The sequence below is a fragment of the Streptomyces sp. NPDC059564 genome (genome assembly GCF_042735575.1).
In the GTDB taxonomy this organism is placed as follows: Bacteria; Actinomycetota; Actinomycetes; order Streptomycetales; family Streptomycetaceae; genus Streptomyces.
The window spans coordinates 1-26,034 of record NZ_JBHWBP010000089.1 but is presented as its reverse complement, the minus strand read 5'-3'; the positions used below and the strand labels follow the sequence as shown (position 1 = coordinate 26,034).

25 protein-coding genes and 2 pseudogenes are annotated in these 26,034 nt (G+C 70.6%); 14 read left to right on the top strand and 13 right to left on the bottom strand.

Features of this window, described 5'->3' with window-relative positions:
• Positions 1–1,036: serine hydrolase domain-containing protein (locus ACFV0Q_RS17630; RefSeq protein WP_385006221.1), on the bottom strand; the 1,036-nt coding region annotated here is incomplete at its 3' end.
• A gap of 226 nt (positions 1,037–1,262) precedes the next feature.
• Here ACFV0Q_RS17630 and ACFV0Q_RS17625 point away from each other — a divergent pair.
• From ACFV0Q_RS17625 to ACFV0Q_RS17615, 3 genes are all read left to right on the top strand, one after another.
• Positions 1,263–2,144 (top strand): GyrI-like domain-containing protein, encoded by an 882-nt coding sequence (locus tag ACFV0Q_RS17625; protein ID WP_385006219.1) that lies wholly within the window; start codon positions 1,263–1,265, stop codon positions 2,142–2,144.
• A 340-nt stretch (positions 2,145–2,484) separates the two neighbouring features.
• Complete coding sequence (locus ACFV0Q_RS17620) at positions 2,485–2,703, top strand: hypothetical protein (RefSeq protein WP_385006217.1); 219 nt, start codon at positions 2,485–2,487, stop codon at positions 2,701–2,703.
• A 163-nt stretch (positions 2,704–2,866) separates the two neighbouring features.
• Complete coding sequence (locus ACFV0Q_RS17615) at positions 2,867–3,211, top strand: peptidase inhibitor family I36 protein (protein ID WP_385006215.1); 345 nt, start codon at positions 2,867–2,869, stop codon at positions 3,209–3,211.
• 68 nt (positions 3,212–3,279) lie between these two features.
• Here ACFV0Q_RS17615 and ACFV0Q_RS17610 read toward each other — a convergent pair whose 3' ends face one another.
• Positions 3,280–3,642: a transglycosylase family protein gene (locus ACFV0Q_RS17610; protein ID WP_385006213.1), complete on the bottom strand. Its 363-nt coding sequence runs from the start codon at positions 3,640–3,642 to the stop codon at positions 3,280–3,282.
• Between the two features lie 619 nt (positions 3,643–4,261).
• The gene (locus ACFV0Q_RS17605; protein ID WP_385006211.1) at positions 4,262–5,014 is read right to left on the bottom strand and encodes a metallophosphoesterase; all 753 of its coding nucleotides are present in this window, start codon (positions 5,012–5,014) and stop codon (positions 4,262–4,264) included.
• Between the two features lie 124 nt (positions 5,015–5,138).
• Between ACFV0Q_RS17605 and ACFV0Q_RS17600 the strand changes: the two genes are divergently transcribed.
• A complete protein-coding gene (locus ACFV0Q_RS17600) occupies positions 5,139–6,539 on the top strand; it encodes a PLP-dependent aminotransferase family protein (RefSeq protein WP_385006209.1) in 1,401 nt (466 codons plus the stop codon).
• Positions 6,540–6,965: 426 nt separating this feature from the next.
• Positions 6,966–9,188, top strand: coding sequence for a helix-turn-helix domain-containing protein (locus tag ACFV0Q_RS17595; RefSeq protein WP_385006207.1), 2,223 nt, complete (start codon positions 6,966–6,968; stop codon positions 9,186–9,188).
• A gap of 131 nt (positions 9,189–9,319) precedes the next feature.
• On the opposite strand, the gene ACFV0Q_RS17590 is transcribed toward ACFV0Q_RS17595, so the two are convergent.
• A complete protein-coding gene (locus ACFV0Q_RS17590) occupies positions 9,320–10,513 on the bottom strand; it encodes an FAD-dependent monooxygenase (protein WP_385006205.1) in 1,194 nt (397 codons plus the stop codon).
• Positions 10,514–10,592: 79 nt separating this feature from the next.
• Between ACFV0Q_RS17590 and ACFV0Q_RS17585 the strand changes: the two genes are divergently transcribed.
• Positions 10,593–11,198 (top strand): TetR/AcrR family transcriptional regulator, encoded by a 606-nt coding sequence (locus ACFV0Q_RS17585; RefSeq protein WP_385006204.1) that lies wholly within the window; start codon positions 10,593–10,595, stop codon positions 11,196–11,198.
• 402 nt (positions 11,199–11,600) lie between these two features.
• Here the strand turns inward: ACFV0Q_RS17585 and ACFV0Q_RS17580 are convergent, their stop codons facing one another.
• A complete protein-coding gene (locus ACFV0Q_RS17580) occupies positions 11,601–12,038 on the bottom strand; it encodes a DoxX family protein (protein ID WP_385006202.1) in 438 nt (145 codons plus the stop codon).
• Between the two features lie 98 nt (positions 12,039–12,136).
• Here ACFV0Q_RS17580 and ACFV0Q_RS17575 point away from each other — a divergent pair, with 98 nt between their 5' ends.
• Positions 12,137–12,736, top strand: a complete 600-nt coding sequence (locus tag ACFV0Q_RS17575; protein ID WP_385006200.1) for a TetR/AcrR family transcriptional regulator — start codon at positions 12,137–12,139, stop codon at positions 12,734–12,736.
• 474 nt (positions 12,737–13,210) lie between these two features.
• Here ACFV0Q_RS17575 and ACFV0Q_RS17570 read toward each other — a convergent pair whose 3' ends face one another.
• The 4 genes from ACFV0Q_RS17570 to ACFV0Q_RS17555 all read right to left on the bottom strand — a co-directional run bounded on the left by ACFV0Q_RS17570 (position 13,211) and on the right by ACFV0Q_RS17555 (position 16,465).
• The gene (locus ACFV0Q_RS17570) at positions 13,211–14,149 is read right to left on the bottom strand and encodes an NADP-dependent oxidoreductase (protein ID WP_385006197.1); all 939 of its coding nucleotides are present in this window, start codon (positions 14,147–14,149) and stop codon (positions 13,211–13,213) included.
• 317 nt (positions 14,150–14,466) lie between these two features.
• The gene (locus ACFV0Q_RS17565) at positions 14,467–15,339 is read right to left on the bottom strand and encodes a haloalkane dehalogenase (RefSeq protein ID WP_385006195.1); all 873 of its coding nucleotides are present in this window, start codon (positions 15,337–15,339) and stop codon (positions 14,467–14,469) included.
• 32 nt (positions 15,340–15,371) lie between these two features.
• Entirely contained in the window at positions 15,372–15,743 is a 372-nt protein-coding gene (locus tag ACFV0Q_RS17560; protein WP_385006224.1) for a pyridoxamine 5'-phosphate oxidase family protein, read from the bottom strand.
• A gap of 29 nt (positions 15,744–15,772) precedes the next feature.
• Positions 15,773–16,465 (bottom strand): NAD(P)-dependent oxidoreductase, encoded by a 693-nt coding sequence (locus ACFV0Q_RS17555; RefSeq protein WP_385006193.1) that lies wholly within the window; start codon positions 16,463–16,465, stop codon positions 15,773–15,775.
• A gap of 76 nt (positions 16,466–16,541) precedes the next feature.
• Here ACFV0Q_RS17555 and ACFV0Q_RS17550 point away from each other — a divergent pair, with 76 nt between their 5' ends.
• Positions 16,542–17,159: a TetR/AcrR family transcriptional regulator gene (locus ACFV0Q_RS17550; protein WP_385006191.1), complete on the top strand. Its 618-nt coding sequence runs from the start codon at positions 16,542–16,544 to the stop codon at positions 17,157–17,159.
• Between the two features lie 182 nt (positions 17,160–17,341).
• On the opposite strand, the gene ACFV0Q_RS17545 is transcribed toward ACFV0Q_RS17550, so the two are convergent.
• A complete protein-coding gene (locus ACFV0Q_RS17545; RefSeq protein WP_385006189.1) occupies positions 17,342–17,845 on the bottom strand; it encodes a metallophosphoesterase family protein in 504 nt (167 codons plus the stop codon).
• Between the two features lie 377 nt (positions 17,846–18,222).
• Here ACFV0Q_RS17545 and ACFV0Q_RS17540 point away from each other — a divergent pair, with 377 nt between their 5' ends.
• From ACFV0Q_RS17540 to ACFV0Q_RS17530, 3 genes and pseudogenes are all read left to right on the top strand, one after another.
• Complete coding sequence (locus ACFV0Q_RS17540) at positions 18,223–19,011, top strand: NAD-dependent epimerase/dehydratase family protein (RefSeq protein ID WP_385006187.1); 789 nt, start codon at positions 18,223–18,225, stop codon at positions 19,009–19,011.
• Positions 19,012–19,077: 66 nt separating this feature from the next.
• Positions 19,078–20,028 (top strand): glycosyltransferase family 2 protein, encoded by a 951-nt coding sequence (locus ACFV0Q_RS17535; RefSeq protein ID WP_385006185.1) that lies wholly within the window; start codon positions 19,078–19,080, stop codon positions 20,026–20,028.
• Positions 20,029–20,695: 667 nt separating this feature from the next.
• A pseudogene (locus ACFV0Q_RS17530) lies at positions 20,696–20,956 on the top strand (LysR family transcriptional regulator); the annotation flags it as partial.
• Positions 20,957–21,002: 46 nt separating this feature from the next.
• Here ACFV0Q_RS17530 and ACFV0Q_RS17525 read toward each other — a convergent pair.
• The 3 genes from ACFV0Q_RS17525 to ACFV0Q_RS17515 all read right to left on the bottom strand — a co-directional run bounded on the left by ACFV0Q_RS17525 (position 21,003) and on the right by ACFV0Q_RS17515 (position 23,314).
• On the bottom strand, positions 21,003–21,758 hold the full coding sequence (locus ACFV0Q_RS17525; protein ID WP_385006183.1) for a class I SAM-dependent methyltransferase: 756 nt from the start codon (positions 21,756–21,758) through the stop codon (positions 21,003–21,005).
• Between the two features lie 454 nt (positions 21,759–22,212).
• Complete coding sequence (locus tag ACFV0Q_RS17520; protein ID WP_385006181.1) at positions 22,213–22,506, bottom strand: hypothetical protein; 294 nt, start codon at positions 22,504–22,506, stop codon at positions 22,213–22,215.
• 679 nt (positions 22,507–23,185) lie between these two features.
• A complete protein-coding gene (locus ACFV0Q_RS17515) occupies positions 23,186–23,314 on the bottom strand; it encodes a hypothetical protein (protein WP_385006226.1) in 129 nt (42 codons plus the stop codon).
• Here ACFV0Q_RS17515 and ACFV0Q_RS17510 point away from each other — a divergent pair.
• The 3 genes and pseudogenes from ACFV0Q_RS17510 (at position 23,274) to ACFV0Q_RS17500 (ending at position 25,669) form a co-directional block, all read left to right on the top strand.
• Positions 23,274–23,968 (top strand): annotated as a pseudogene (locus ACFV0Q_RS17510) (ATP-binding protein). The gene ACFV0Q_RS17515 and the pseudogene ACFV0Q_RS17510 sit on opposite strands and share 41 nt — an antisense overlap.
• A complete protein-coding gene (locus ACFV0Q_RS17505) occupies positions 23,902–24,183 on the top strand; it encodes a hypothetical protein (protein WP_385006179.1) in 282 nt (93 codons plus the stop codon). Before ACFV0Q_RS17510 ends, ACFV0Q_RS17505 begins: the two are co-directional and overlap by 67 nt.
• Before the next feature lie 388 nt (positions 24,184–24,571).
• The gene (locus ACFV0Q_RS17500; RefSeq protein ID WP_385006177.1) at positions 24,572–25,669 is read left to right on the top strand and encodes a protein kinase family protein; all 1,098 of its coding nucleotides are present in this window, start codon (positions 24,572–24,574) and stop codon (positions 25,667–25,669) included.
• The last annotated feature ends 365 nt before the right edge of the window (positions 25,670–26,034 follow it).

Sequence of the window (26,034 nt, the reverse complement as noted above, 5' to 3'; positions counted from 1 at the left end):
TCATGACATAGGCCACCGTCATGCGTGCACCGGGATCGCTCACGACCAGCGAGCCACCCCAGCCACCCCAGCCGAAGGTGTTGCCGAACTTACCGAAGCCCGCCGTCCAGGACATCGGCGTCCCCAGCACGCGGTCGTCGCCGCGGAACACCTCCTGCCACGCGGGCTCGCAACCCTGCGGGGACAGCAGTCGAGCGCCGCCGGCCGAACCCTGGTTCGCCAATACCGACTGGACGAGGGCGACGGAGCGAGCGTTGCCGAAACCGTTCACCGCAGGGATCTGCGCGCGGCGCCAGGCCACGGAGTTGGCGTCCTTGACCCTGATCGCGGCACCGGTGTTCTCCCGACGTGTGCCGTCCGGTCCTGGCGGTGGGCTGGCAGCGTACTCGTCGGTCAGTGACGGCGGCGGGATGAGCGGTGCGACGCGATGGTCATGATCGGCGGAGAGCCCGATGTGGAAGTCCGCGCCCAGCGGTTTGGCCACCTCTTCGGCGAAGAACTCGCCAAGACTGCGGCCGGTGATGCGGCGGACGATCTCCCCCACGAGGAAACCGAAGGTGAGCGCGTGATAGCCGGCGGCCGTTCCTGGCTCCCATTCGGTCGCCTGCGCGGCCAGCCCTGCCGTCACGCTCTCCCAGTCGTAGAGCTCCTCGACCGCCGTCAGCCTGGACAGGTCCGGCAGTCCCGCGGTGTGCGACAGGACGTGCTGGACCAGCACGTCCTCCTTACCGGCCGCGGCGAACTCGGGCCAGTAGGCGGCGACCGGCGCGGACAGATCGAGCTCGCCCCGGTCGGCCAGAATCAGCGCGCACAGGGCGGTCACGTTCTTGGTCGTCGAGTTCACGCCGGTGAGGGTGTCGCGCTCCCAGCTGACGGAGCGGTCCGCATCGACGTACCCGCCCCAGATGTCGACCACCGGCTCGCCGTCAACATAGACGGCCGCCGAGGCACCCCCGTCGTCCTTGCCGAGCAAAGCGGAAAGCGCCTCACGGACTTCGGCAAACCGGGGCTCGCACAATCCCTTGATCACAGTCATGGGCGTAAGCCTCGGGTAACGCCAGGGTTTCCCGCCCAACAATTCCCGCACTGGTTTTGTCGGGCGGGGCGCGATCAAAATCCTCATCCTCTACTCCGGCAAGGCGGCCTGCCGGCCGCGCGATCCGAAGACCGGCCGTGTCGGTAGCTTGGCCACACGGGGAACACCCCGGTCTCCCTCGTCGAGCATGTGCGAGTGGGGACACGAGAAGGAAGGACGGATACGCGTGCTGGAGCGGCTGAATCAGGCGCTGGACCACCTGGAGACCTGCCTCGACCAGGAAGTCGACATGGCCGAGGTGGCCCGGATCGCCGCGGTGTCGGAGTACCACTTCCGGCGGCTGTTCTCCGCGCTCGCCGGGATGCCGCTCCCGGTCTACGTGCGGCGTCGGCGGATGACGCTCGCCGGGGCCGAGGTGCTGGCCGGGGAGCTGACGCTACTCGACGTCGCGCTGCGGTACGGGTACGGCTCGGGCGAGGCGTTCGCGCGGGCATTCCGGTCGGTGCACGGCATCGGGCCGGGCGAAGCCCGGCGCACGGGCGCGGTGCTCACGGCACAGGCGCGCATGTCCTTCCGTGTGGTCGTCGAAGGCAGTACGACCATGCGGTACCGGATCGTGGAGAAGGAGTCGTTTCGGGTCGTCGGCAGGAAGGCCCGGGTCCCCCTCGTGCACGAGGGGCTCAACGCGGCCGCCGCGGCGCACCTGGAGAGTCTGGACGAGCAGGCGATCGTACGGATGAAGGAGCTGGCCGGCCAGGAGCCGGAGGGGATCCTGTCGGCGGTGGTGCACCTGACCGACAGCCGGGAGGAGGGCGCCGAGGTGGACTACTGGATCGGCGCGGTGACCGGTCCCGAGGCGGCCGCCGAGGAGCTCGAAGCCCTCGACGTGCCGGCGGGGACCTGGGCGGTCTTCGACAACCACGGGCCCTATCCGAGCGCCCTCCAGGAGCTGTGGCGGGACGTGTTCACCCAGTGGTTCCCCTCGAACCTGTACGCGAGCCGGCCAGGTCCGGAGCTCCTGCGGACACAACCGGTGGAGATCGGCGCGGAGACCGACTCCCAGCTGTGGATCCCGGTCGAGCGGGGCAGCGGGAGCACCGGGGCGTGAACACCGGTACCTGGCCCCGGAGTCCTGGGGAACTCCGGGCACCGGGCCTCGATCTCGAAGAACTTGAGCATGAGGCAGAACGAGTCGGGCCGAACCAGCCCTGTGTGCCTGGGCGTTCCGGCACCGGAGGATCCGCCGGCCGGGACACGGCCTACTGACGGTCCGGCAGATTCGGCGACGCAGCGGATCTTCAACGGAGCGGCAAGATACCGCGCGTGCGACACGGGGCAGTGGGTCCCGAGCGGACACGCACAGGACCATCGGCGGGAGGCCCTGCTGGAAGTGCCGGCGCGCGATCGAGCTGTTCGGTCCGCCGACCACATCCCGGCGCTGCCCCGCCGTGCGCTCCGGACCGAGGGACGAGTACGTAGCCGCCCTGACCGGAGCCGGGGGTGCGGCAGCACAGTACGGCCGGATACGGCGACACGAGGTCTACCGCGGGGTCTTCGACCTGGAGCTGCTCCGCCAGGCGGTGATCGCGGTACTGCCCGCGGGGACCGGTCCCGACCCCGGCGTGCCGGAGGCCGAGCTCGTGCTGTCGGGCCGATCCGGGCCTTGAGCACCGCCGTTGTGGAAGAGCCGGGCGTCCGGCGCCACCCCGAACCGCTCGGTCGCCGGACCAAGCCGACTTCAGGAACTCCACAGCCTTGGGGCAGGCCGCCTTCCCAAGGCCTCACACGTGCAAGGACGATGGGGGGGACAAGGCCACGAAGGAGAAGCACATGAGGGCACGCACCGTGCGCACCCTGCTCGTTGCCGGGACGGTCGTACTGGCCACCCTCGGCTCTCCCACAGCAGCCCAGGCCCTGCCCACGTGCCCGAGCAACGCCATCTGCCTGTGGCGCTTCCAGGACGGGACCGGCGAGGTGTACGTCTGGCGCGGCGGTTACGTGGACCTGCCCAGCAGATTCGTGGACCACGTCGGCTCGTTCCGAGCCAACAGGACCGGTGCCTTCATCGACTGGGCGACCGGCAAGGACTGCCATCCCGTCCGGGTCGGCGACTACGCCTCCAACTACCAAGGCCGGTTCGGCGGGAAGATGGATGCGGTGGGCAACAACTGCTGACCGTCGGCACGTCCGGTCGGTACCAGTCCGACAGCGCGGCCCCCGCCGCCCCTGTCGGAGCGTGCCTTTCAGCGGCGGCGTGCGCAGGTCCACGCCCCCATGCCCTGAATCTTGGCGAGTCTCCTCGCCGTGGCGATCTGCTCCGCCTTCGTGGCGAGGTCGGCGCGTGGTGCGTACGCGCGACCTCCTGCCGCGTTCCAGCTCGACTGGGTGAACTGCAATCCGCCGTAATGGCCGTTGCCGGTGTTCGCCCGCCAGTTCCCGCCGGATTCGCAGCGGGCGACGGCGTCCCAGTCGGGCTTCGGTTTGGAGTGGACCGCAGCGGCGTGAGCCCCGGAGACGTCCAGCAGAGCCACGGTCACGAAGATTGCGGAGACGAGCAGTTGGCCGATCACACTCCGGCTTCGCCGATCCTTCCGATGGCGCGACATCAGTCCTCCTTCGCTGTTGGGGCGGACCAGCCACGAACAGCGGGCGGACCCGCGCAAGACCGGCTTCGGGCTGAGGCCACAGCACAGCACGGACCGACGTACTTCCAGCGGCACTTACGGTCAACGAAGGGATGACGCCACCCGAACGGACGCTCTACAGCCCCTCGCGAGGCCACCACCGCTCGGAAACACCCCTGACCCGAACACCCTCGCGCGACTCACGCCGAGGCCTCGGCACCCGGCCGCCGCGACAGCTCTGCTCGCGATGCCCGCAGACGCGCCACTGACGCCTGGGGCGGCAGGCAGCCGAGCCCTTGGGAGGGCATCCCATGCCCCACCTCCGACTGCCCCCGTCGGCGCCGACGCGGCCCGTAGTGCTCCTACCCGCGCGTGACCTGGCGGTCGTGTGGTCCCTGATGGTGCTGCTGGCCGCCCTGGCGTGGGTACTCACCGTCGACCGGTCCCGGCACCTGGCAGGCCGAGATGGTGGGCATGATGGCCCCCGAGATGCGGGGCAACCGCCATCGACCTGTGCTCACGCCGCCTGGCCGGCTGGGCCATCGCCGACCATGCGCACCGAACTCGTCACCGACACACCGGCCGCGGCCTGTCTGCTGTCTCAGCTGGCAACACTCCGGTAGTGGGTCGTCAGGATCCCTGCTTCGTCCAGGACGTGGAAAGCAAGACCAGGGGGAAGGTCGAGGTGGACGTGGTCCGCCGGGTGGGCGTATTGCTCCCAGGGAAGCCGGAGGGTCGAGACGACGCCGGGTGCCACTACGAGGGGGCGGCCTGCGAAAGTTGCCGTGGCTGCAGTGTGCGCGTGTCCGCAGAGGAGCGCGGCGACTTGGGGGTGCCGATCGACGACGGCGGCGAGCCGCTGCTCTCCGAACTGGCGCAGGCTGTCGACGAAGGGGGTGTGCAGAAGGACCGGCGGGTGGTGGAAACCGATGAGGACGGGTACGTCGCCTGGGCTCTGGGCGAGAACGTCTTCCAGCCAGACCAGGGTCTCGTCATCGATGAACCCTTCGTCCTTCCCTGGTATCGACGAATCGCACAGGATGATGGAGAAGCCGGCGGCGCGATGCACTTGATTGATGGGAGCCGTCGATCCGGGCTGACCGAGCAGCCCTTGCCGGAAGGCCGCGCGATCGTCATGGTTGCCCGGGCAGACCAGCACCGGGTGGCGGGAACGGAGCAATTCCCGTGCCTGCTCGTATTCGGCCAAGAGGCCGTGGTCTGCGATGTCTCCGGTCACCACGATGGCATCGAGGTCGCAGGGAAGGGCTTCCAGGTAGTCCATCACGGTCCTGGTACGGACGATGCTGCGCTCGTCGTCGATGTGGGTGTCACTCAGGTGGGCAATCACGGCCATGGCTCGAGGTCCTCGCTCGGCGGCCCCGGATCTCGGTGTGACCGGGGTGCGCGTCCCCGCGTCTTCTGTGCGGGCTCCTGCGTGAATCTAGGCGGCAACCGGACCACAGGTAAGATCCAGTTTCATGGCGAATGATTGGTCCAGTGTCGGACTGGACCTTCATCTTGAGGTCGATGCTGCAGGTGGGCGGCGGCTCGGTCTGGAGTCCTCCCTGCGCGAGGCGATCCGGAGCGGGCGACTGGCTTCAGGGATCCTGTTGCCCTCCACGCGCGCGCTGGCCGTGGAACTGGGGCTCTCGCGGGGCACTGTGACTGCCGCCTATGACCAGTTGGCAGAGGAGGGCTACCTGACCACTCGCGCCGGCTCAGGCACCAGCGTCGCCGACGTACCGGCTTCCGGCCCGCTCCAGCCGAGTCCCGTCCCCGCGGCGGCCGTCCCCCAGTGCGACCTGCGTCCCGGGCTTCCCGATGTGAGCGCCTTCCCCGTTCGCGCCTGGCTCGGTGCGACCCGACGGGTGCTGGCCTCGGCTCGGCCCGATGTCTTCGGCGCCGGCGACCCGCAGGGACGGCCCGAGCTGCGCGCCGCCCTCGCGGACTACCTCGGGCGGACCAGAGGAGTGATCACCACCCCGGACCGGATAGTGATCACTTCCGGGTTCTACCAGTCGGTACAACTACTGAGCGGCTTGCTGGGGGCAGGGGGCGTCACGGCCGTCGCCATGGAGGATCCAGGCCACAACGTCTACCGCGAGATCGTCCAGCGAGCCGGACTGATCACCCCGGCGCTGGCCGTGGACGGCCACGGCGCTCGCGTCGAGACGCTGACGCAGGGAACCGGAGCGGTGATCGTCACGCCGTCCCACCAGTACCCGACCGGGGTCCCTCTGCACCCTCGGCGCCGTCATCTGCTGTGCGAATGGGCGCGTTCCACGGGTGGACTGGTCGTGGAGGACGACTACGACGGCGAGTTCCGCTACGACCGTCAGCCCGTCGGCGCCCTGCAGGGGTTCGCTCCCGGCCATGTCGTCTACTGCGGCACCGCGTCCAAGGCTCTCGGCCCGGCCCTGCGTCTGGCCTGGATGGCCCTGCCGCCCGACTTGGTGGGCCCTGTCGTGGAGGCCAAGCGGGAGACCGACCTCTATACCGAGAGTCTGGGCCAGCTCGTTCTCGCCGACCTGATCGCCACGCGCGCCTACGACCGCCATATCCGCGCGGCCCGCTTGCGCTACCGTCGCCGCCGCGAACTGCTACTCGAACGGCTGGCCGCCTTTCCTCTCCTTACTCCGCACGGAGTCCCGGCCGGCCTGCACACCCTCGTCGCCTTCCCCGCCAAGGGCCCTTCCGAGGACCGGCTCCTGGCCGAATGCGCGATCCGGGGCATCGCGATCCGAGGCCTCACCGAGCTTTACCACCGGCCGACGGCCGACACGCCAGGCCTGCTTGTCGGCTTCGCCGCCGCCACTCAACACGGCTATCCCCTTGCCCTGGACGCTCTGCTGTCCGTCCTGGCCGACATCGCATTCTGATCCCGAGCGATACCGGCTGTCGCCGGCCCTGGTGAGATGGTCCAAGGCGCCTTGCCGTTCGGGTACTGCGTGCCGACGCTGTATGCCGGGTGCGAGATGTCCGGCCAGCTGCGGACGGTGGCAGGGGCCTTGCGCAGATGCCACGTGACTGCGTCGAAGCCCTGCGCCGCCAACCGAGAAGGAGACGATCAGGGCCCCGGGCTGGCGCGCGCTACAGGGGGTCCTGTTCCGGCCCGGTTGGCAACCAACCGGGGCTGACGGATCGGGCCGCACGGGTTGGTCCGCTCCATGCCGGTGTCGCCTCTGGCCAACCCCGTGGGATAGGGGTGGAACAGTACGTTTCACCTGCAAAAGTAGGTCGTGCATACTTTTGCGGGAGAGGTACGGCGTTCCGGCTGGGCCGCACTGACCAGGGGACATCCAGACATGGGCACCGGTACACCGGCCACCGGCGGCTTCGGCGCGCTTCTGCACCGTCTGCGGACGGGCGCCGGGCTGAGCCAGGAGGAGCTGGCGTATGCCGCGGGGGTGAGTGTGCGGGCGCTTTCCTATATGGAGCGCGGACACACCCGGGGGCCGCAGCGCCGCACCGTGCAGGCGTTGGCCGCGGCCCTGGGCCTGGACGCCGCCGGTGCCCGGGAGCTGGAGCACACCGCGAGCCTGGGCCGGCCCCGCCCGGCCGCCACGACGGACGTTCCGCCACCTGCCGCCGTACCGGACGCCGTTGCGCAGCCCGGTGTGCCCGATCTGCTGCCGCGCGCGCCCCGTGGCTTTCACGGGCGCGCGCCGGAGCTCGCCGCGCTGTCCCGGGCCGCCGAGGGCGAGGCGCCCGTCTGTCTGGTCACCGGGCCCGCCGGGGTCGGGAAGACGGCCCTCGCTCTGCACTGGGCCCACCACGGCCGTGCCGGATTTGCCGACGGACGGCTCTACGCCGACCTGCGCGGTTTCGGCGACACGGGCGAGCCCGCCCTCATGGAGGTGCTGCGCGAGTTCCTGCTGGCGCTCGGCGTGCCGCACGGCCGGATACCGGAGTCGGCGAACGGCGCGGCCGCGCTGTTCCGGTCGCTCGCCGCCGACCGCCGGCTCCTCGTGGTACTCGACAACGCGCGTGACTCCGAGCAGGTCAGGCCGCTCCTCGCAGGCGGTCGCCGCTGCGTTACCGTCGTCACCAGCAGACACCGGCTGCAGGGGCTGATCGTCACCGACATCGCCCGGCCCGTTGCCGTGGACGTGCTCGGGCCGCAGGACGCCGCGATGCTCCTCGCGGGGGTACTCGGCACGGAACGGGTACGCGCGGAGCCGGTGGCCGCGCGACGGCTGGCCGAGCTGTGCGGCGGGCTGCCCCTCGCGCTGCGGGTGGCAGCTGCCCGGCTGGCGGGACGGCCCGGCTGGTCGCTGGCCGCGATGGCCGCCGAGCTGTCCGACGAGACGCGCCGGCTGAGTCTGCTGGACGTGGAGGACACCGGCGTGCGGGCGGCCCTGCGCCTGACGCTGCAACAGCTCCCGCGGCACGTCTCCCGTCAGTTCGCCCAACTCGGCTGCCACCCCGGTACGCACGTCGACCGGTATGCGGCGGCGGCCCTGGCGGACACGGACCCGGAAGCCGCCGAGACGTCCCTGGAGCGGCTGGCCGCCGCGCACCTCGTCACGGAGACGGCGCCCGGCCGATGGACGATGCACGATCTCGTGCGGCTCTACGCACGCGGCCTGGACGCCGGACCCCATGCACTCGAGCGCATGCTCGACCACTACATCGCCACGGGCCTCGCGGCCGTGGCGGCGGCCGAGCCCGGCAACGAGGAGTGCTTCCCGCTGCCGGCGGACTATCTGCCACCCGCCGCCGTGCGGGAGTTCGCCGACCGGTCCGCCGCCGTGGCCTGGTACGCGACCGAGCGGGACGACCTCACGCTGGCGGTGGCCGCGGGCCACGCCGCAGGACTGCACGGCAGGACCTGGCGGATCGTCCTGACGCTGTGGCCGCTGATCGTGTGGCGCGTGCGGGACGGCTGGGTCCCCCTCCTGGAGACCGCACTCGAGGCGGCACGGGCCGATGCCGACCAGCACGGCGAGTCACGGGTGATGAACGTGCTCGGCTGGGTGCTGACCGAGGAAGGGCGCATCCCGGAGGCGCTGACTCACCTGGAGGCCGCCTCCGCACTCGCCTCCCGGGCAGGTGACGCGATGGCCGAAGCGAACGCCCTGATCGTCCTTGCCGTGGCGCAAGCGGCGCTCGGCGACCTGGACCAGGCCGCACAGGGATGCGAGCGGGCGGTGGAGCTGGCGCGCAAGGCCGGCGACCGGACCATCGAGCGACTGGCCGTGCAGCACCTCGCCCGGCATTGGGCCGACGCCGGAAAATGGCGCCAGGCCCTCGACACGGCGACCGAGGCCCTGGCCTTCGACGATCGATCGGGCACGGCCGACGTGCCCCGGATCCTGCTGCTCATGGTGAGGGGAGAAGCGCTGCTGGGGCTCGGGGACGAGACCGAGGGCATCGGGCAACTCGACCTGGCGGCCCGGGAGGCGGAGTCGTCCGGCTACGAGGACGGCGCGGTACGGGCGCTCGGCGTGCTGCTGCGGGTATCGGCGGATGCGGGACTCCGGGCACGATACGACGCGGCAGTCGCGCGACTCACGACGCGGACCTGAACCGTGGCCCGGCAGCCTGCGATCGTGGCCGTCGGCCACGCGCCGGACTCCCTCCGGGCATCCCACCGATCACCACCGGGCCCGCCGGGATGCCGCAGGGTTGCCTCGGAATGTGGTCCTCTCGGAGCAGCTCAGTCAGCTGGACCGGGGCCACGTCCATCCGCTCGGGCCGGGAGAGTGAACCCGCCGAACAGGTCGTCCAGGGCGCGCCGCGTGGTCCGGGCGGGGGTCGCGCGGACGGCGAGGTCGCGGGCGGCCACGGCCAGCGGGTGGGCAAGGCCGGCGACCCGGCCCGCGCGGCGGGCTCGGACCCGGAGGGCGTCGGTGCGGCTGAGGCGCGCCCGGGTGTAGGCGGCGAGGGCGGCCGGGGCCCCGGCCCGGTCGACGCGTTCCAGCAGGTGGGCCAGGACCACGGCGTCCTCGACCGCCTGACAGCCGCCCTGCCCGAGGTTCGGGGTCATGGCGTGCGCGGCGTCCCCGATCCAGGCGATGCGGCCGTCATGGAGACGCGGGAGCGGGGCGGCCAGGTCGTACAGGTCGTGCTGAAGCACCGTTGCCGGGTCGATCCGTTCCAGGAGGACGGGGATCGGGTCATGCCAGGTGCCGTAGCGGCGCAGGAGCTCGGCGCGGATGTCCGCGGGCCGGTACCCCTCGGGGACGACGGCGGTGGCGTAGAGGTAGACCCGGCCGTCGGCGAGCGGGACCATCCCGAAGCGCTCACCGCGCCCCCAGGTCTCGCAGGATTCGGTCACCGCCCCGCCGGGCAGCACGGTGCGCCAGGCGGTCTCCCCGCTGTAGTGCAGGCCGGGGTGGTCCGGAAAGTGCTGGCGGCGCAGCGTGCTGTGGATGCCGTCGGCGGCGATGACTGCATCGGCGCTGAGGTCCCCGGCGGCGGTACGGACCACCGTGCGGCCGCCGGCCTCCTCCACGGCGGTGACGGCGGCCCCATACGTGAGAGCGCCCTCGGGCAGCGCGGCGGCCAATGCCTCGGCGAGGGCCGAGCGGTGCAGAGCGAGTGGGGGCCGGCCGTAGCGGGCTGCCATTGCGGTGGCGTCGGCGCGGTTGAGCCAGCCGCCGTCCGGGCGGCGCAGGCCTCCCATCCCCGTGGGGACGGAACTGCCGACTGCGGCGGCGAGGTCGAAGCCGATGGTGTCCAAGGCGTGCAGGGCGTTGGGGGCGAGGACGATGCCCGCGCCGACGGTGGCCGGTCCGGCCGCCCGCTCACAGACGGTGACCCGCCAGCCCCGGCGGTGGAGGGCCAAGGCAGCCGTGAGCCCGCCGATCCCCGCACCCGCCACCACAGCATGACGCTCAAGCTCCGACATGGCACACCCTCCTATCACCCGCAGACCCTCTACATCCGTAGAGGACCTGCGGTCCACTCTACAGTTGTAGAGTGTGCTCATGTCCACCCCTCAGCGGCCCTCGACCGCCCCTGACCGCCGAACGCTGATCGCAGACACGGCGATCGACCTCGTGGCCGCCGTCGGCCTGCGGGGGCTCACCCACCGCGCGGTCGACAGCGCGGCGGCGCTGCCAGCGGGGAGCACCTCGTACTACTTCCGCACGCGGACGGCGCTGATCGGCGCCTGCTACCGCAGGCTGGCCGAACTCGACCTGGCGGACCTCGACGGCGATGCCCCCGCGCCGGCGTCCGACCGGGATGCGGCGGCCGGGGCACTCGGCGCTCTGCTGCACCGGTGGCTGACCGCCGGCCGGACGCGCCAACTCGCACGCTTCGAGCTGAGCTTGGAAGCCGCACGGAACACGGAACTGGAGGCCGAGCTCCATCAGGCCGGCCTCGGCGCCCGGGCCCGTGCGGCCGCCATCCTCTCGGCCCTTGGCGCGGAACGGCCGCAGGAGTCCGCCGAACTGCTCGCCGCCTGGACCGACGGCCTGCTCTACGACCGCCTCGCCGGCGCCCTCGCCCGCTCCCGCCCGTCCCCGGACCCGGCCGAACTGACCGACACGGCCCGCCGCATGATCGACGCCGCCCTGGCCGACTCCTAGAATCCGGCAGTGCACCAAGGCGGCGCCACGGCCGGGCCGACTCCTCACCGAAGGCCTACGGACTCGGCGCCAACCGCACTGTCACATCGACGGCCGCCCTTCATTGGCAATCGGCATCACACCTTCGGCAAGAACGCCCCACCACCGCAAACTGCCAGCTCACACGACCACACCGTCTACGGCTGGACGGTGTTCACCACATCGTGTGGATCGACGTATCTGCGCAGAGGGGTGGCCCCTCCACTGGGAGCAGAGGCGGTCTGCCCGTGTTCCGGGATCGGGCAAAGGCGAGCGGGGGCATCCGCGTCATATGGACGTGCGATTCACACGGCCGGACGGGGTCACGGTCCAACGGCCGTGGCGGACCACGGCCGGGGCATTGCGCCCCGTTGAATCGCAAACTTAGAGCGCGGCGAGGACGCAGACTGCCACGAACGCCACCTGGAGGAACGTCCGCGGGACCAGTGGCATGACCGGCTTCCCGTCGAGCATGAGCCCGGACCGGGCGGCGTGGACGTTGGCGGGGAACATCGCCAGCAGCATGACCGTGAGCGCGATCGCGGCCAAGGGGCGGGTCGCAGGAAGCAGCAGGCCGCCCGCTCCGGCCAGTTCGAGCAGGCCGGTGGCCGTCACCAGCAGGTCCGCCCTGGGCAGCGCAGGCGGGACCATGGCGATCATCTCGGCTCGGCGACCCGTGAAGTGGGCAACGCCGGTGAGCGTGAACATCAATGCCAACGCGACGCACAACGCGGGCTGCCAGCCATCCAGGACGGAGAGGCCGAGCAGTCCGGCGAGGCGGGCCAGGATCCAGCCGACGACGAGCACGATCAAGGGAGCCATTGCCTGTTCATCCTTCCGATTCCCACATCTTGACACTGGAAAGATTCGCCGACCGCGCTCAACTTGTCAATGCCTAGATCTGGGTTAGGGTCGATCCCATGACAACCCCCGCCTCCGCGTCCCGCCCCGTGGCAGACCGCCAGAGCTACCATCACGGCGACCTTCGCCACGCGCTCCTGACCGCGGCTGTCGAGGCCATCGAGGAATCCGGTGCCGCCGCGGTGAGCCTGCGCGACCTTGCCCGACGGGCCGGGGTCTCCCATGCCGCACCCGCCCACCACTTCGGCGACAAGGCCGGCCTGCTCACCGCAGTGGCCGTCGAAGGGTTCGGCCTCTTCGCCGACGCGCTCGACGCCACCTGGGAACGGACCGGCGACTTCGCCGAGGTCGGCGTCGCCTACGTTCGGTTCGGGCTGACCCATCGTGGGCACTTCGAGGTGATGTTCCAGCCCGCCCTGTGCCGCACGGACTCCGCCGACCTGACCGCCGCCCGGGCCCGCGCGGCCGAGTCACTGCGCGCCGGCGCAGCCCTCCTGGCCGCCCGCACTGACGACGGGGACCAACAGACCGCCACGCTGGCGGCCTGGTCACTGGTTCACGGGTTCACGGCACTGCAGGTCAGTGGCGCGCTCCCGCTACCGCCGGACGCCGACCCGGAGAGCGTGGCGCGGCAGGTCACCAGGTTCCTCGTCCAGTAGAGCGAGTTCGGCGATATTGGTTGCGGTTCTGGTTGCGTTCATCCCCGTCCAGCCCCGTCCGCAGCCCGCCAACAGGCCTCTCCGCCGCAGGTCATCATGCCCACGGCAGCCGCCGCACGGCGGGACGAGCAGCGGAGGCATTGCGCGCTGGAGTTCCGACAGGGGTCGGGATCGGCCGGACCATTCGGCGAGGTGGGGGCGCTGGGACTTCGTACCGCGCAGGACGGTGTCCGCTCGATCGATACGGTGACCTCGTCGGTCCCGATTCCCTTGACCCGCAGGTCGGATGTGGGCGTGGGAGACGATGACGGCGTGGCTGCGGGCAGCCCAAACGCGGATGGCGTCGGCCCCGCCCAGATGCGGCTGGTCGGGGGCCGACGCCATGGACAGGCGAGGACCGGGCACCTGACCCGGCGAGTTCAGCCGGAGTCGGGGCACCCGCCTTCTCGACCTGGTGGATTCAGGATGCCGGGACTACGGCACGAGGACGATCTTGCCCTGGACCCTGCCGGTTTCGCTGAGCTCGTGGGCCTTCGCGGCCTCGGCGAGCGGGAGGGTCTCGGAGATCGTGGGACGTACGCCGTGGGTGTCGACGAGTTCGGCGAAGGCGGTCAGCACGGCGGGGGTGGGTTCCAGGAAGAACTCCACGAACCGTACGCCGAGTTCGGCGGCTCGGGCCGTCACCTCGGTGCGGTCCACGCCGACGCCGACGACGTCGACGAGGATGCCGCCCGGCTTGAGGGTGGGCAGGGAACGCGGGCCGTAGTCGTTGCTGATGGTGTCCAGCACCGCGTCGATGCCGCGCAGGGCCGAGAAGTCCTCCACCGTGTAGTCGATCAGCTCGTCGGCCCCGAGCCCGCGCAGGTAGTCGTGCTTGGCGGCACGCGCCGTGCCGATCACGTACGCGCCCCGGGCCTTGGCGATCTGCACGGCGAGGTGGCCGACGCCGCCGGCCGCGCCGTGGATCAGCACCCGCTGGCCGGGCCGTACGTCGGAAAGGGTGACCAGGGCCTGGTAGGCGGTGAAGCCGGAGATCGGCAGCGCGGCGGAGCCGACGTGGTCGAGGGTGCGCGGCTTGGGCGCGATCCGGTCTTCGGTCACCACCACGTGGTCGGCGTGGCTGCCGTGCGGCGGGATGGTCCAGCCGTAGACCTCCTCGCCGACGGCGAAGCGGGTGGCGCCCTCGCCGATAGCCTCCACCGTGCCGCTGAACTCGTGGCCGAGCACGAACGGCGGCGGGCCGAAGAAGTCCACCTTGCCGATACGGACCTTCCAGTCCGCAGGGTTCATACCGGTGGCCCGTACGCGCACCAGGACCTCGCCCGGGCCCGGCGAGGGAAGGGGTATCTCGGCGAGTTCCAGCACGTCCGAGCCGCCGATGGCCTGCTGTGTGATCACCCGTGTCGTCGTCATGCTGAACATTCTGCGCCTGATGATCATGAAAGAGAAGCGACTTCGCCCCCCGGCCTGACACGAAGGACACCGCCCAGCGCGGCGATGTCTTCGCGCAACCGCCACCAATGGCGGTAGCGCTGGGTAAACCCCGCTTGAACGCGAACAAGGCACAGACCTCGGGAGTAACCATGAACCGGTCACGGGACCGCGCCCGCCCACCCGAACGTTCAGCCGGCTCCTCCACGAGGCTTCTGGCGCCGCCGCGCCAACCCGACCCGTACGCCTCACCCTTGTCCCCAGGCGCTCATGGACGGCACCGCCGTGGTCGAGGACGCCTACTGGCGCGACAGCGCGTGGCGGTCGGCCCAGGCGTTGATCGCCGCCGCCAGCTCCTCGGGGCGGTCCTCCGGGGAGTGGTGGCCTGCCAGGCCGTGGCGGGAAACCTCCAGGCCCGCGATGTGCGCCTCACACCAGGCCACGGCCCCTCGGTCGGTCATCGCGCCCGGGCCCGGCTCGAACGCGGCGAGCAACTTGGGAACTTCGGGGCTGGCGGCCAGCCAGGCGTCGTAGCGCTCGATCCGGGCCACTACGTCGGCGGGCTCGGCGTCCAGCGGCATCATGCGCGTCCACGCCAGTACCGGACGGCGGCTGTGCGGGGTCGGGAAGGGGCGGCGGTAGACCTCAAGGTCGGCAGGGTCGAGTGAGGTGGCGAGCGTGTCCGGGAGCCCCTCGATGAACAGCGACTTCTCCAGGATCATCTCCTCACCCACCCCGGGGGTGCGCAGGAGGGTGAACAACTCCCTCCCGGCAGGCGGGAACTCGTCTCCGACCAGCGGCTTGATGATGGTCTCGGTGAAGGCGAGGCCGCGGACGGCACCCGGGAGGCGGGCGGCGCGGTCGAAGGCGAGCGCGCCACCCCAGTCGTGGCCGATGAGGACGGCCGCGTCAAGGCCGAGGGCGTCGAACCAGGCGTCGAGGTAGCGGGCGTGGTCGTCGAAGGAGTAGGCGAGGTCGGGCTTGCCGGAGTCGCCCATCCCGATGAGGTCGGGAGCCAGCAGGCGGCGCCCGGGCGCGGCGACACCCGGCAGGACGTTGCGCCACAGGTGGGAGGAGGTGGGGTTGCCGTGGAGGAAGACGAACGGCAGCCCGTCCGGGTCGCCGGACTCGCGGTAGTGGACAGTGGACTCGAGAACGGGGACGGTCGGCATCGCGGTGTCACTTCGCTTTCAGTACGGAGGATTCAGAGGTTGAGGCTCAGGACGTGGTCGATCGTGATCTCGATGACGACGAGGTCCAGCGGGGCGGGCGGGGCGGCGCGGTAGCGTGCGGTGTAGTGACGGACCGCCTCGGCCAGGCGTGCGGGGTCGTCGGTGACGGCGGCCCGGCCTTCGAGGGTGACCCAGCGGAAGCCGTCCGCCTGGCAGAGCGCGACACGGGCCGCCGGGCCGCCCTCCGTCACGTTCCGCGCCTTGCGGGCTCGCGCCCGGGTGGTCACCCGGACCATGCCCGTCGACGCGTCGAGGGTGAAGCGGACGGGGGTGACGTGCGGGGTGCCGTCGGGGCGGAGGGTGGTGAGCGTGGCCGTCCGCGGACGAGCCAGGAACGCCCGCATGGCGGTGGGGAGTTCGAGGTTCGCCCCGCTCACGGCTTCTTCACGCCCTCGTTCCAGATCAGCTTGGCGATGTTCGGCTTCACTGCCGTCGTGACGACGCCCATGGCCGTACGGACGTACCGCCGCTCCTCCAGCTCGCGCAGCATGCTCGCGGCGAGGTCGGCTCGGGCGGTGAAGACGCCGTCGGCGCTGGTCTCCGCGGTGCGGTAGCCGGTGACGACGGGGTGGTCGAAAAGGCCCGAGGGCCGGACGAGGGTCCAGTCGAGGTCCGTCTGACGGATCACGGCCTCCATGCGGCGCATGTCCTCGTGGAGGGTGCGGCCGAGGCGTCGGTTCACCAGCGGGTCGAGCACATGGTTGAAGAAATGCGCGCCGGTGGGAAGCCAGTTCGGGTCGGCGATGCTGGAGCTGACGGTGAGCAGCCGTGTGATGCCGTGGCGGGCCATGGCCCCGGTGATGGCGGTGGCGCTCGCCGAGTACGTGGTGATGATCTCCTTGCTGAAGCGCGCGCCCAGTGCGGAGAGGACGGCGTCCGTCCCGTCGATCGCGGTGTCGACGGCCACCGGGTCGGTGGCGTCGGCGACGGCCACGGTGAGGCCGGGCCGCGCGGGGAGGGAGCCGGGCCTGCGGGTCACGGCGACGACCTCGTGGCCGGCGGCGAGGGCTTGGTCGGTAAGGCGGCGGCCGGTGGGTCCGTTGGCGCCGAAGACTGCGATACGCATCGTGTCGGGTCATCCCTTCGTGTGGTTCCCGGAACGCCCTTGACTGTGCCGATCACCGAACGCAGGCTCAACGCTGATGAATAACAGCGCCCCCGCCCCCGCCCGCACCCGAGGCCGCCCCCGCGGCAACCCACCGACCCGCGAGTCGATCGTCTCGGCAGCCCGCGCGCTCTTCCTGGAGCACGGCTACCGGGGCACCACCCTGCGCGCGATAGCGAGGGACGCCGGGGTCGACCCGGCGCTGATCGCGTACCACTTCGGCTCGAAGAAGGGCCTGTTCGCAGACGTCATGCAGCTGCAGTGCGCCAACGCCCTGACGGTGGACGAAGTCCTCGGCGGAGACCCGGCCACCCTCCCAGGCCGCCTCATCGACGCGGTGACGGGCCTGTGGGAGGACGCCGGCTTCCTACGGCTCACCTCCCAGGGCGACGAGGCCGCCGAGGTGATCCGCGAGTACCTCGAACGTGAGCTGCTGGCCCGGCTCGTTGAATTTCTCGGCGGCCGGGACGCGACCGCCCGCGCCACGGCCGTCGTGACGATCCTCGGCGGCCTCATCTACACCCGCTACCTCAACCCCCTCCCCACCCCCGCGGCCCTCACCCCCTCCGAGAGCCGCCACGTCCTCGTCCCGGCGCTGCGCGCGGCGCTGGCCCCGAGGCCCCGCACGGCAGCAGTGATCCAGAGCCGGCCGTAGGGGCTCGCCGACCTCCGGTGGAGGCGCCGTCCGGCCTTGACCACTTCAGCGGCTCCGGTGCGGATCCCCCTGCAGGTAGCGGCGCAGGGCCCGGCTGCCGCAAGCGAGCAGGCGAGCAGGCGAGCAGGCGAGCAGGCGAGCAGGCGAGCAGGCGACACACCGATGCTGATGGCAGTGGCTTGTTACTCCTTACCGGGCAGTCGGTGCAGGGTGGTCTCGCGCAGTTCGCCGTCCGCGACGGTGAAGGTCAGGAAGGTGTGGTGGGGCTGCCGTCGGCGGTCGGTCGGTGAACCCGGATTGAGAAGGCGCATCCCGCCGGGGCCGGTCGAGTCCCACGGGATGTGGCTGTGGCCGAAGACCAGGACGTCCACGCCGGGAAAGCGTTCGGCGCAGCGCGCTTCGCGCCGCACGGCCGGGCCGGTTTCGTGGACGACCGCGAAGCGCAGTCCGCCCAGTTCGGCCCGGGCGACCTCCGGCAGTCTGTGGCGCAGAGCAGGCCCGTCGTTGTTGCCGTACACGGCGATCAGGCGGCGCGATCTGGACTCCAGCAGGTCGAGCGTGGCCTCGTCGGTCCAGTCACCGGCATGGATCACCACGTCCGCCTCGTCCACGCATGCCAGGAGGGCCTGCGGCAGATGCTTGGCCCTGGCTGGCACGTGGGTGTCGGAGGTCACCAGCAGCCTCATGCATCCCACCCTAGGCGGTCACGCCGCCCCGGTCCTGTCCAGACCCGCGCCGACATCCCGGCGCCGCACCTCGTGTGCCTTGACGCGGCGACTCCTGAGCTTCCGGCCCGCGACGCTCTGGCCGATTCCGTTGACGAGGACCTCGTCCGGGGCGGCGCACGCAAGACCACGGACGACGCCGACCGCGAGGGCCGTTCGGCTCCTCGGCAGGAACGTTCGCCCCGGCCAAAGGCGTTGCAGAAGGTCTACCCGCCCTCGGCACCGCCCCCACCTCTGGACCTGCCGCCCCGGGCTCAACTCGACGGAAACCCTGCTGGGCACCGCACACCCCGGTGCCCCAGGATCAACGGGTGACTGATCATCAATGGGATTACCCAGTGCCGGAGATCTTGCTCACCGGTGCGGCAGGCCGGATCGGCCGGATGCTCCGCCCCGGACTGACCGCGCTGGGCTGGACGGTGCGGTCCTTCGACCTGGAACCCGCGCCTCCCGGGGAGGAAGCCCAATGGGTACGCGGCGACATTACGGATCCCGAGGCGCTGGCAGGGGCCATGGCCGGTGTGAGCGCGGTGGTGCACCTTGCGGGCATCTCCGGTGAGGCCGAGTTCACCGACCTGCTGCACACCAACATCGACGGCACCTACCAGGTGTTCGAATCGGCACGCCGCGCCGGTGTGCCCCGCCTGCTCTTCGCGAGCAGCAGCCATGCGGTCGGGTTCCACGAACGCACGGAAGGTGACGCCACCACCGGCGTCCGCCCGCGTCCGGACACCTTCTACGGAGTCAGCAAGGTCTTCGGCGAAGCCCTGGGATCCCTCTACGCGGACCGCCACGGCATGCGGGTCGCATCGGTGCGGATCGGATCCTGCTACCCGGAGCCGACCAACGTCCTCTCCCTGGCCACCTGGCTCAGCCCCGCGGACGCGGCGCGGCTCTTCGACGCACTGCTGCGCACCCCCGCCCTCGGGTATGAGGTCGTGTACGGCATCTCCGCCAACACCCGAGCCTGGTGGGACCTGACCCCCGCCCGCCGCCTCGGTTACGAACCCGAGGACGACGCGGAAGACTACGCCGACACCGTGCTGGCCAGGCACGGCGCCCTGGACCCGGCCGACCCCGACGCCCGCTACATCGGCGGTCGGTTCACCCAGTGGCCCGGCTTCTGATCGGCGCCACCGGCCAGCACCACACCTGCCACGGCATCTCAAGCTCCTCCGGAAGGACCACAGTCAATGGACCGCGATCGCCCCACGCCCGGCACGGCCACCTTCGTCATGCCGTACTACGGCGACGGCCCCGACGCCTACGAGCATCTACTCCAGGCCGTCGCGAGCCTTCGCGGGCAGACCGACCCCGAATGGCGCCTGGTCATCGTCGATGACGGATCGCCCGACCGGAGGAACCGCGAGCGGGTCCGGGCGATACCCGATACGGACCGCGAGCGTGTGACCGTACTCCAGCAGGACGTCAACCGAGGACAGGGCTTCTGCCGCAACGCCGGAGTCCGCTGGGCCGCCGGGCAGGGAGCTCCACTCGTCCTCTTCCAGGACGCAGACGACATCGCGCACCCGGAACGGCTCGAACGGACGCGGCGGATCTTCACCGAGCATCCGGAAGTGGACTTCCTCTACTCCCCCTTCGTCGTCATCGACGAGAACGGCAAGCCGGTCGACCGGCAACGGCTGACACCGTCGGTGCAGGAGATCCTCGACTCCCACGACCGGCCGGTCGAAGGGCCGAACGGCTGGATCCGTATCGGCGTCGAGACCGGGTACACCTCGCTGACGTCGACGGTGTCGGTGCGCACCACCCTCGCAACGGCGCATCCCTTCCCCGAAGTCCGCGGTTCGGAAGACACGCACACCTGGCTTCGCATGGCAGCCGGGGGCACGGGGTTCAAGTACGAGCCCGCGATCCCCGCCCAGTACCGGATCCCGCAGAGCGTGGCAGGATCCTCCGACCGGAACAGGATCGGCTCGGACTACTACAGGCGAAAGATGGACGTCGACACCGACGGTTTCCGGCAGGCGCTCGCCATCGCCCTGCGCCGCAAGACCATCGAGCCTTCCCAGGCCCCCCGACTCCTGTCGGAGTTCCTGCGCAGGCTGGCGGTCACCATGGAGCGGGAAGGCCGGCACGACCTCGCGGCGCAGATCCTCGCCGACGCGGGCAGCCACGCCTGATCCACTTGCGGACTGTCGGGCCGACCGTGTCATCCCGATCGCCCCCCCCACATCTCCCGGGGTGCGGGACGGGAACCTACGAGGACACACCCTGCGGGGACGCGGCCAGACCGCTCCGGTCGCCGCGGGCTTGGGCCGGGAGGCCCCCGGCAGCGTCCAGGTGCAGACGTCCGGGGTGAAGTCGTGCGGACGCTTCGGGCTTGACGTCCAGTGCGATGTATCCGCTGGTGCGGAGGTGGGTGAGGGCGGTGGCGATGTAACGGAGCTGTGCTTCCAGGACGGTGGGAACGGCGGTGCCCGTGTGCGGGTGCCGCCGGCGCCGATGGCCTGGGAACCCTCCACGGCGGCTGCGCGGGTGGGGGTGGCGCAGGGGTAAGCCGATGGCTTCCTGGTCCGGTGGTGCAGGCCGCACAGGGCGCGGCGCGCTGCCGGGTGGTGTCCGAGGAAGCGGTGGAGACCGGCGGGGAGCGAGCGGGAAGTCGGGCTTCTGGAGCACCCACTGGGGTGTGCTTGGGAAGACGTCGACGTGTGCCGCCTTCGGCTGGATCCCGGCGAGGAACTGGACGGTGGACGCTCCGGTGCCCACCACCGCGACGCGACGTCCGGTCAGGTCGACGTCGTGGTTCCAGCGGGCGGAGTGAAAGGAGGTGCCGGGGAAGGTGTCAAGGTCGATGTGGCCGACCTGCGCGGACAGAGGTGGATCGCCGGTTCACCGTCCGGCACGGACCGGCTCATGGAGGTATCGGCGGGCCTGGACGAGCGGCCCGAGATCGCCCATACGGCCCGGTACTGGCTGGCGAAACTGCTTTGTTGCTGCGGACTGCGGACTGCGGACTGCGGACTGACCACCGTGCCCGCCGCGCTCGCCCCCGCCACGCCGCCCGGCGTGCGCATCCTGCCTGTGCGCGGCGGTCGGATTCGACGACGACCTGGCCGGCAAGCGACCAGGCCCGTTGGGTCCGATGTCCGATGCCTCAGGGGCGCCGATGCCCAGGACGGACGGCGAGACTCAGGTCGACGACGTAGTGCTCCTCCAGCTCTCCCGCCGGAAACAACACCCGAAGCCGCTCCCGCTCGGCGGCGAGAAAGGCCTCCGTGCCGGGGTGACCCACCAGGAAGAGCGAGTGAGTGGAGAGTTTGGCCAGGTGAGCGTCGATCGGGATCCGCCGCGACCAGCGCAGCAGGCGGGTGGCGAAGGCCAGGCCATCCTGCGAACGGGCACGTTCGTTGATGTACCAGCCGGGGCCGAAGCTCTTCTCGATCCGCTCCTGCTGGTCTGCGATCCACCCGACCTGGACGTCCGGGTCGTTCGACCAGACGGCCAGCGCCCCGCCAGGACGCAGGACCCGCAAGGCCTCGGGCACGGAACGAGCGGGGTCGGTACAGTGCCACGACTGGGCATACGTGAGCAGATCGACCGAACCGGTCACGAACGGGAGTCTGTTGCCATCCCCGCGGACGAGAGGGACGCGAGGGTTGCGGCGACGGAACTCGGCAGCCATCCCCTCCCCCGGCTCCACCGCGACCACCCGCGCCCCGCGCGCATGCAGCAGCGTGGTCGCAATGCCGGTGCCTGCGCCGACATCGGCCACACGAGCACTGGCCAGTGCAAATCCGGCCAGCTCCTCCAGGGCGTCGAGCAGCTCGGGTGGATAGGAAGGCCGGTGGTCGGCGTACCGAGCCGCGGCGGAACTGAACGAGCGAGCACGAGAACTGGGTCCGATCGTCATGCCATCACTCTTCAGCCGTCCGGCCTCCGCCACAACAGAACGAACCAGTCCGGGCGTCCGGCTGAGGCCGGATGTTGGTCCGCAGCCTGGCAGGCGGGGGCGATGCAGAACAGGGGCAGGGCGGCGAGGGTGAGTGCGGGCAAGCCGCGCCCCATCAGGTTCTTGATCACATGGCAGGATCCAGCGCGCCTCGTCCGATGGCGGAAACGGCCTGTGGCCCGAACTCACCCGGCTGGATGCTCGGGTGTGGGGCCGCCCGGGGGAATCTCACCCCCGGGCTCCCACAGAACGGAGGGCGACAATCTCTCGTCACTCCGCTCTTGTCATCCTGGCCACCGGGCGACGGAGGGCAGACACCCGGACCTGCCGCTCACGGAACGGGCGGCCCGGGTCGATTGGCCGACGTCAGCCGGGCGCGTCGTGCGACTCGGTGGTGCGGGGCCGTGAGCCCGTCTCAGTTGCCGATGCCGGAGCTGCCGAGGCCGGAGTTTGCGATGCCGTGGCTGCCGATGCCCGTGTTGCCGAGGCCCGCGTTGCCCAGACCCCAGTTGGCGACGCCCGCGTTGCCGACGCCGTCGTTGAGAACGCCCGCGTTGCCGACGCCGTCGTTGAGAACGCCCGAGTTACCGACGCCCGAGTTACCGAAGCCTGAGCTGCCCACGGAATGGCCCGGCCCCGTGTCGTCGGCGCTGGCCGCGCCGGCGCCGCAGACAGCCAGCACCGCCGCAGCACCCAGCGCGGTCGTCACACGGAGAAGAGTTGTACGCATCCTTGCATACCTCCTATTTCGGTGATCTTAGGTTGCTATCCCTAGCACGCGACCACGAACAATATAGGTAGAAATGCCCCGAAACGGCCATGTCGCCCAGATGCCTCGCCCGATGGTGTGCGGGTCACAAGGCGGCAGCTGACAAGACGCACTCATCGCCGAGGCGGCCGTGGCCGGTGCGCCGGCCGACCATGATCGATCTCGCCGGGATTGCCTGTACCTGAGCCACTCCCACCCGCTGTCCGGAGCACCGCTGCACCGATGTTCCCTGGCGGTCGGCAACGTCCAGACCGCCAGCACGACATTCCGCCGATGGGCGGTGCCTCCTGTTGTCGGGTTCTGGCACACGTCCCGGACGCTGTTGGTGATCTTGGCAATGGGGTGTGGTTCTGGCCGGGTGGTTCCGCCACTGGGATCGGGGACGCCTGACGGACGGTCGTCGACGAGCTGCTGGAGGTAAACGCGCGCTACCGGCTCCGCACCGCCCAGGGAATCCTCAGGCTGGCGACGGAGTACGGCGACGCGAGGCTGGAGTCCGCCTGCGCGAGGGCCATCACGGTCGGCGCCCCGTCCTACCGGACCATCAAGGGCATCCTGATCGCCGGCACCGAGACCGAACCGGAGCCCGAATCGAGCCGGGGCGCGGGGGCCGCTGCCTTCACTCGACGGGTCCAAACGGCCGTTCGCCTCCGTTGCCCCGTCCGAGACGGCGGATGAGCTCCACGACGACCAGGTCCACGGCGAAGCTGCCCGCCTGGCCCAGGCCCACGGCGGCGAACTCGGGCACCTCGACTTCCTCCAGGTCCTCTGCCAGGACGAGATCACCGCCGCGAGACCGTCGCCTTCCAACGACGCCTGGCCGGGCGAAGTTCGAGCAGCGAGTCACCCTGGAAGGGTTCGACTTCACTGCCTCCTCGAAGCTCCCAGCCGCCCAGATCCGCGACCTCGGGGCCCTGCGCCGGCTCCATTCCGGCGAGCCGGTCGTCCTCTTCGGCCCGGTCGGGTCGGGAAGGCACACGTCGCCCAGGCCCTCGGTCACCTCGCCGTCCGCCAGGGCGCCCGCGTCCGCTTCGCCAAGACCAACCGGAACCTCGCGGACCCCGCCGGCGGCCACGCGGACCGCACCCGGGACAAGCGGATCCGAGAACCGGTACGGCCCGACGTGCTCATCCTCGACGACTTCGCCATGCGCCAGCTCGGAGCGTCCCAGGCCGATGACCTCTACGAACTGGTCAGCGAACGCCCATCACCTAGGACCGCGTCCCGGACGGCTGGCCGACGATGGTGTCGGTCCGGAATGAGATCGTTTCTCGCATGGCCGACACAGACGAAGCAGAACCCGACGTTGAGCATGCCGTCATCGCCCGCTACCGATTGGCCGATAGCGGCTTCGGCGAACCCAGCCAACGGGAGGTCGTCCGCCAGGCCCAGGCCCTGCTGACCGAGGCAATCGAGCAAGCCGAGGTCGGTGAGTTCGACGGAAACGAATACGGAGGCGGCGAGGTCGTCCTCTACGCCTACGGACCGGACGCCGATGCACTCTTCGCTGTGATGGCACCCATCCTGCACGACCTGCCGTTCCGCCCGGCCCACGTCCTCTTGCGCTACGGCTCGGTCGATGACCCATCGGCTGCCGAGCACCGCGCGGACCTCTGACGAGACGAGTCACAAGCGGCCAACCAGCCGGGCGCCTGGGGAACTACGCGAACTTAGTGGTCGGCTCCGGAAGTCCTTCGGGGGGTGACCCCTGGGCCTGGAGGCTGTGTTCGCGGTCCGGGCGTCCAAGACGGTACGGATGGAGCTCGAGCACGGCGAGGCAGACCAGATCCGAGCCGCTGAGCAGTGGCGGTCTGCCGGGGCATCGTGTTCGCCCGACCTTGGTGTCGATCGCCACGTACAGTGCGTCCAAAGGGTGTTCGGATCCGTGTTCACAAACGGGTCCTGGATGCCCTTCGCCCGTGCCAGGTGGGGAAGGGCAGGGCTATGCGTCGCGTGTGCGCGCCCTTTGGACGGGCCCGGGAATTTCAGAGAGGTTGGTGCCCTGGTGGAGGTAGCCGTCGAGGGCTTCGACACGTCGCGTGGTGCGCGTTTGGCGACCTACAGCGCCGTCTCCACATCGCTGGCGCTGTGCAGTGATCGCGAACTGCGCGACCTTGTGGATACGGCCGCGCCGATGGGTTCTGGCATCGGCGGGACCTCAGCGTTGCTGGAGGTCGGCGGAACCCCGGTCTTCGTTAAGCGGCTGCCGCTGACCGATCTGGAAAGGCAGCCGGAGAACGTCCAATCCACGGCGAATCTCTTCGGGCTACCGACCTTCTGCCATCCCGGCCTCGGGGTTCCCGGAAGCCCGGGATGGGGGGCCTGGCGGGAGTTGGCCGTGCACACCATGACGACGAACTGGGTGCTCGCACAGGACCATGAGGGCTTTCCGCTGATGTACCACTGGCGGGTGCTGCCGCACCCCGGGCAGGTGCTGCCCGAGCAACTGGCCGACGTGGAGAAAGCTGTCGCCTACTGGGGAGGCGGACCGCAGGTGCGCCACCGGATCGAGGCGCTGCGGGACTCCTCGGCGAGCGTCGCACTGTTCCTGGAGTACATCCCGCAGAACCTGCACGACTGGCTGGACGTTCAGGTCAAAGCCGACGATGAGACGGCCGAGCAGGCATGCACCATGGTGGCGAAGGAACTTGAGGCCGGAACCTCTTTCATGAACGCCCGCGGGCTCCTGCATTTCGATGGCCACTTCCAGAACATCCTCACCGACGGCAAGCGTCTGTTCTTCACGGACTACGGCCTCGCGATCTCCTCCCGGTTCGACCTGTCGAAGGAGGAGGCCGACTTCTTCGCCGAACACCAGACCTATGACCGCTGCTACACCGTCACCCACCTGGTGCAGTGGCTCGCCACCGCCCTGTACGGGTACGAGCGGGACGAGCGCAGCGCGTTCGTCCACGCCTGCGCCCGAGGGGAACCCCCGACAGGAATTCCGTCGCAGGTCGCGGCGGTCCTCACCCGCCACGCCCCGATCGCCGCAGTGATGACGGACTACTACCGCAAGTTCCGTTTTGAGAGCAGGCAGACCCCGTATCCCCTGGAGGCGATCCGCCGGATCGGCGGGCCGGACAGCTTGTTCATCAACTGATGGACCTGGGCGGCCAACAGCGGGGCTGGATGCGGGAGGCTCCGGGTGCCCTGATCCGCTTCTGCTGAACGGCCTGCCTGCCTTGCCCGTAGCCACCCCGCGCGCCCGATCGTCCTGACCGCCGCCGAACGGCACCGGCTCAAGAAAGCGGCCTACGGCCATAGCACCCCGCACCGTGACCGCCTGCGGGCGCAGATCGCGCTGCAGGCTGCCCGGGGGCGGGGCAACGCAGCGATCGCCCGCGAAACGGGAGCGCACCTGGACACCGTGCGCACCTGGCAGGTCCGCGTAGCCCACAGCCGCCAGGGAGCCCAGGCCGCCCTCGGCGAACCGGCCCTCCACGACCCATAACCCCCCGGCCTGTC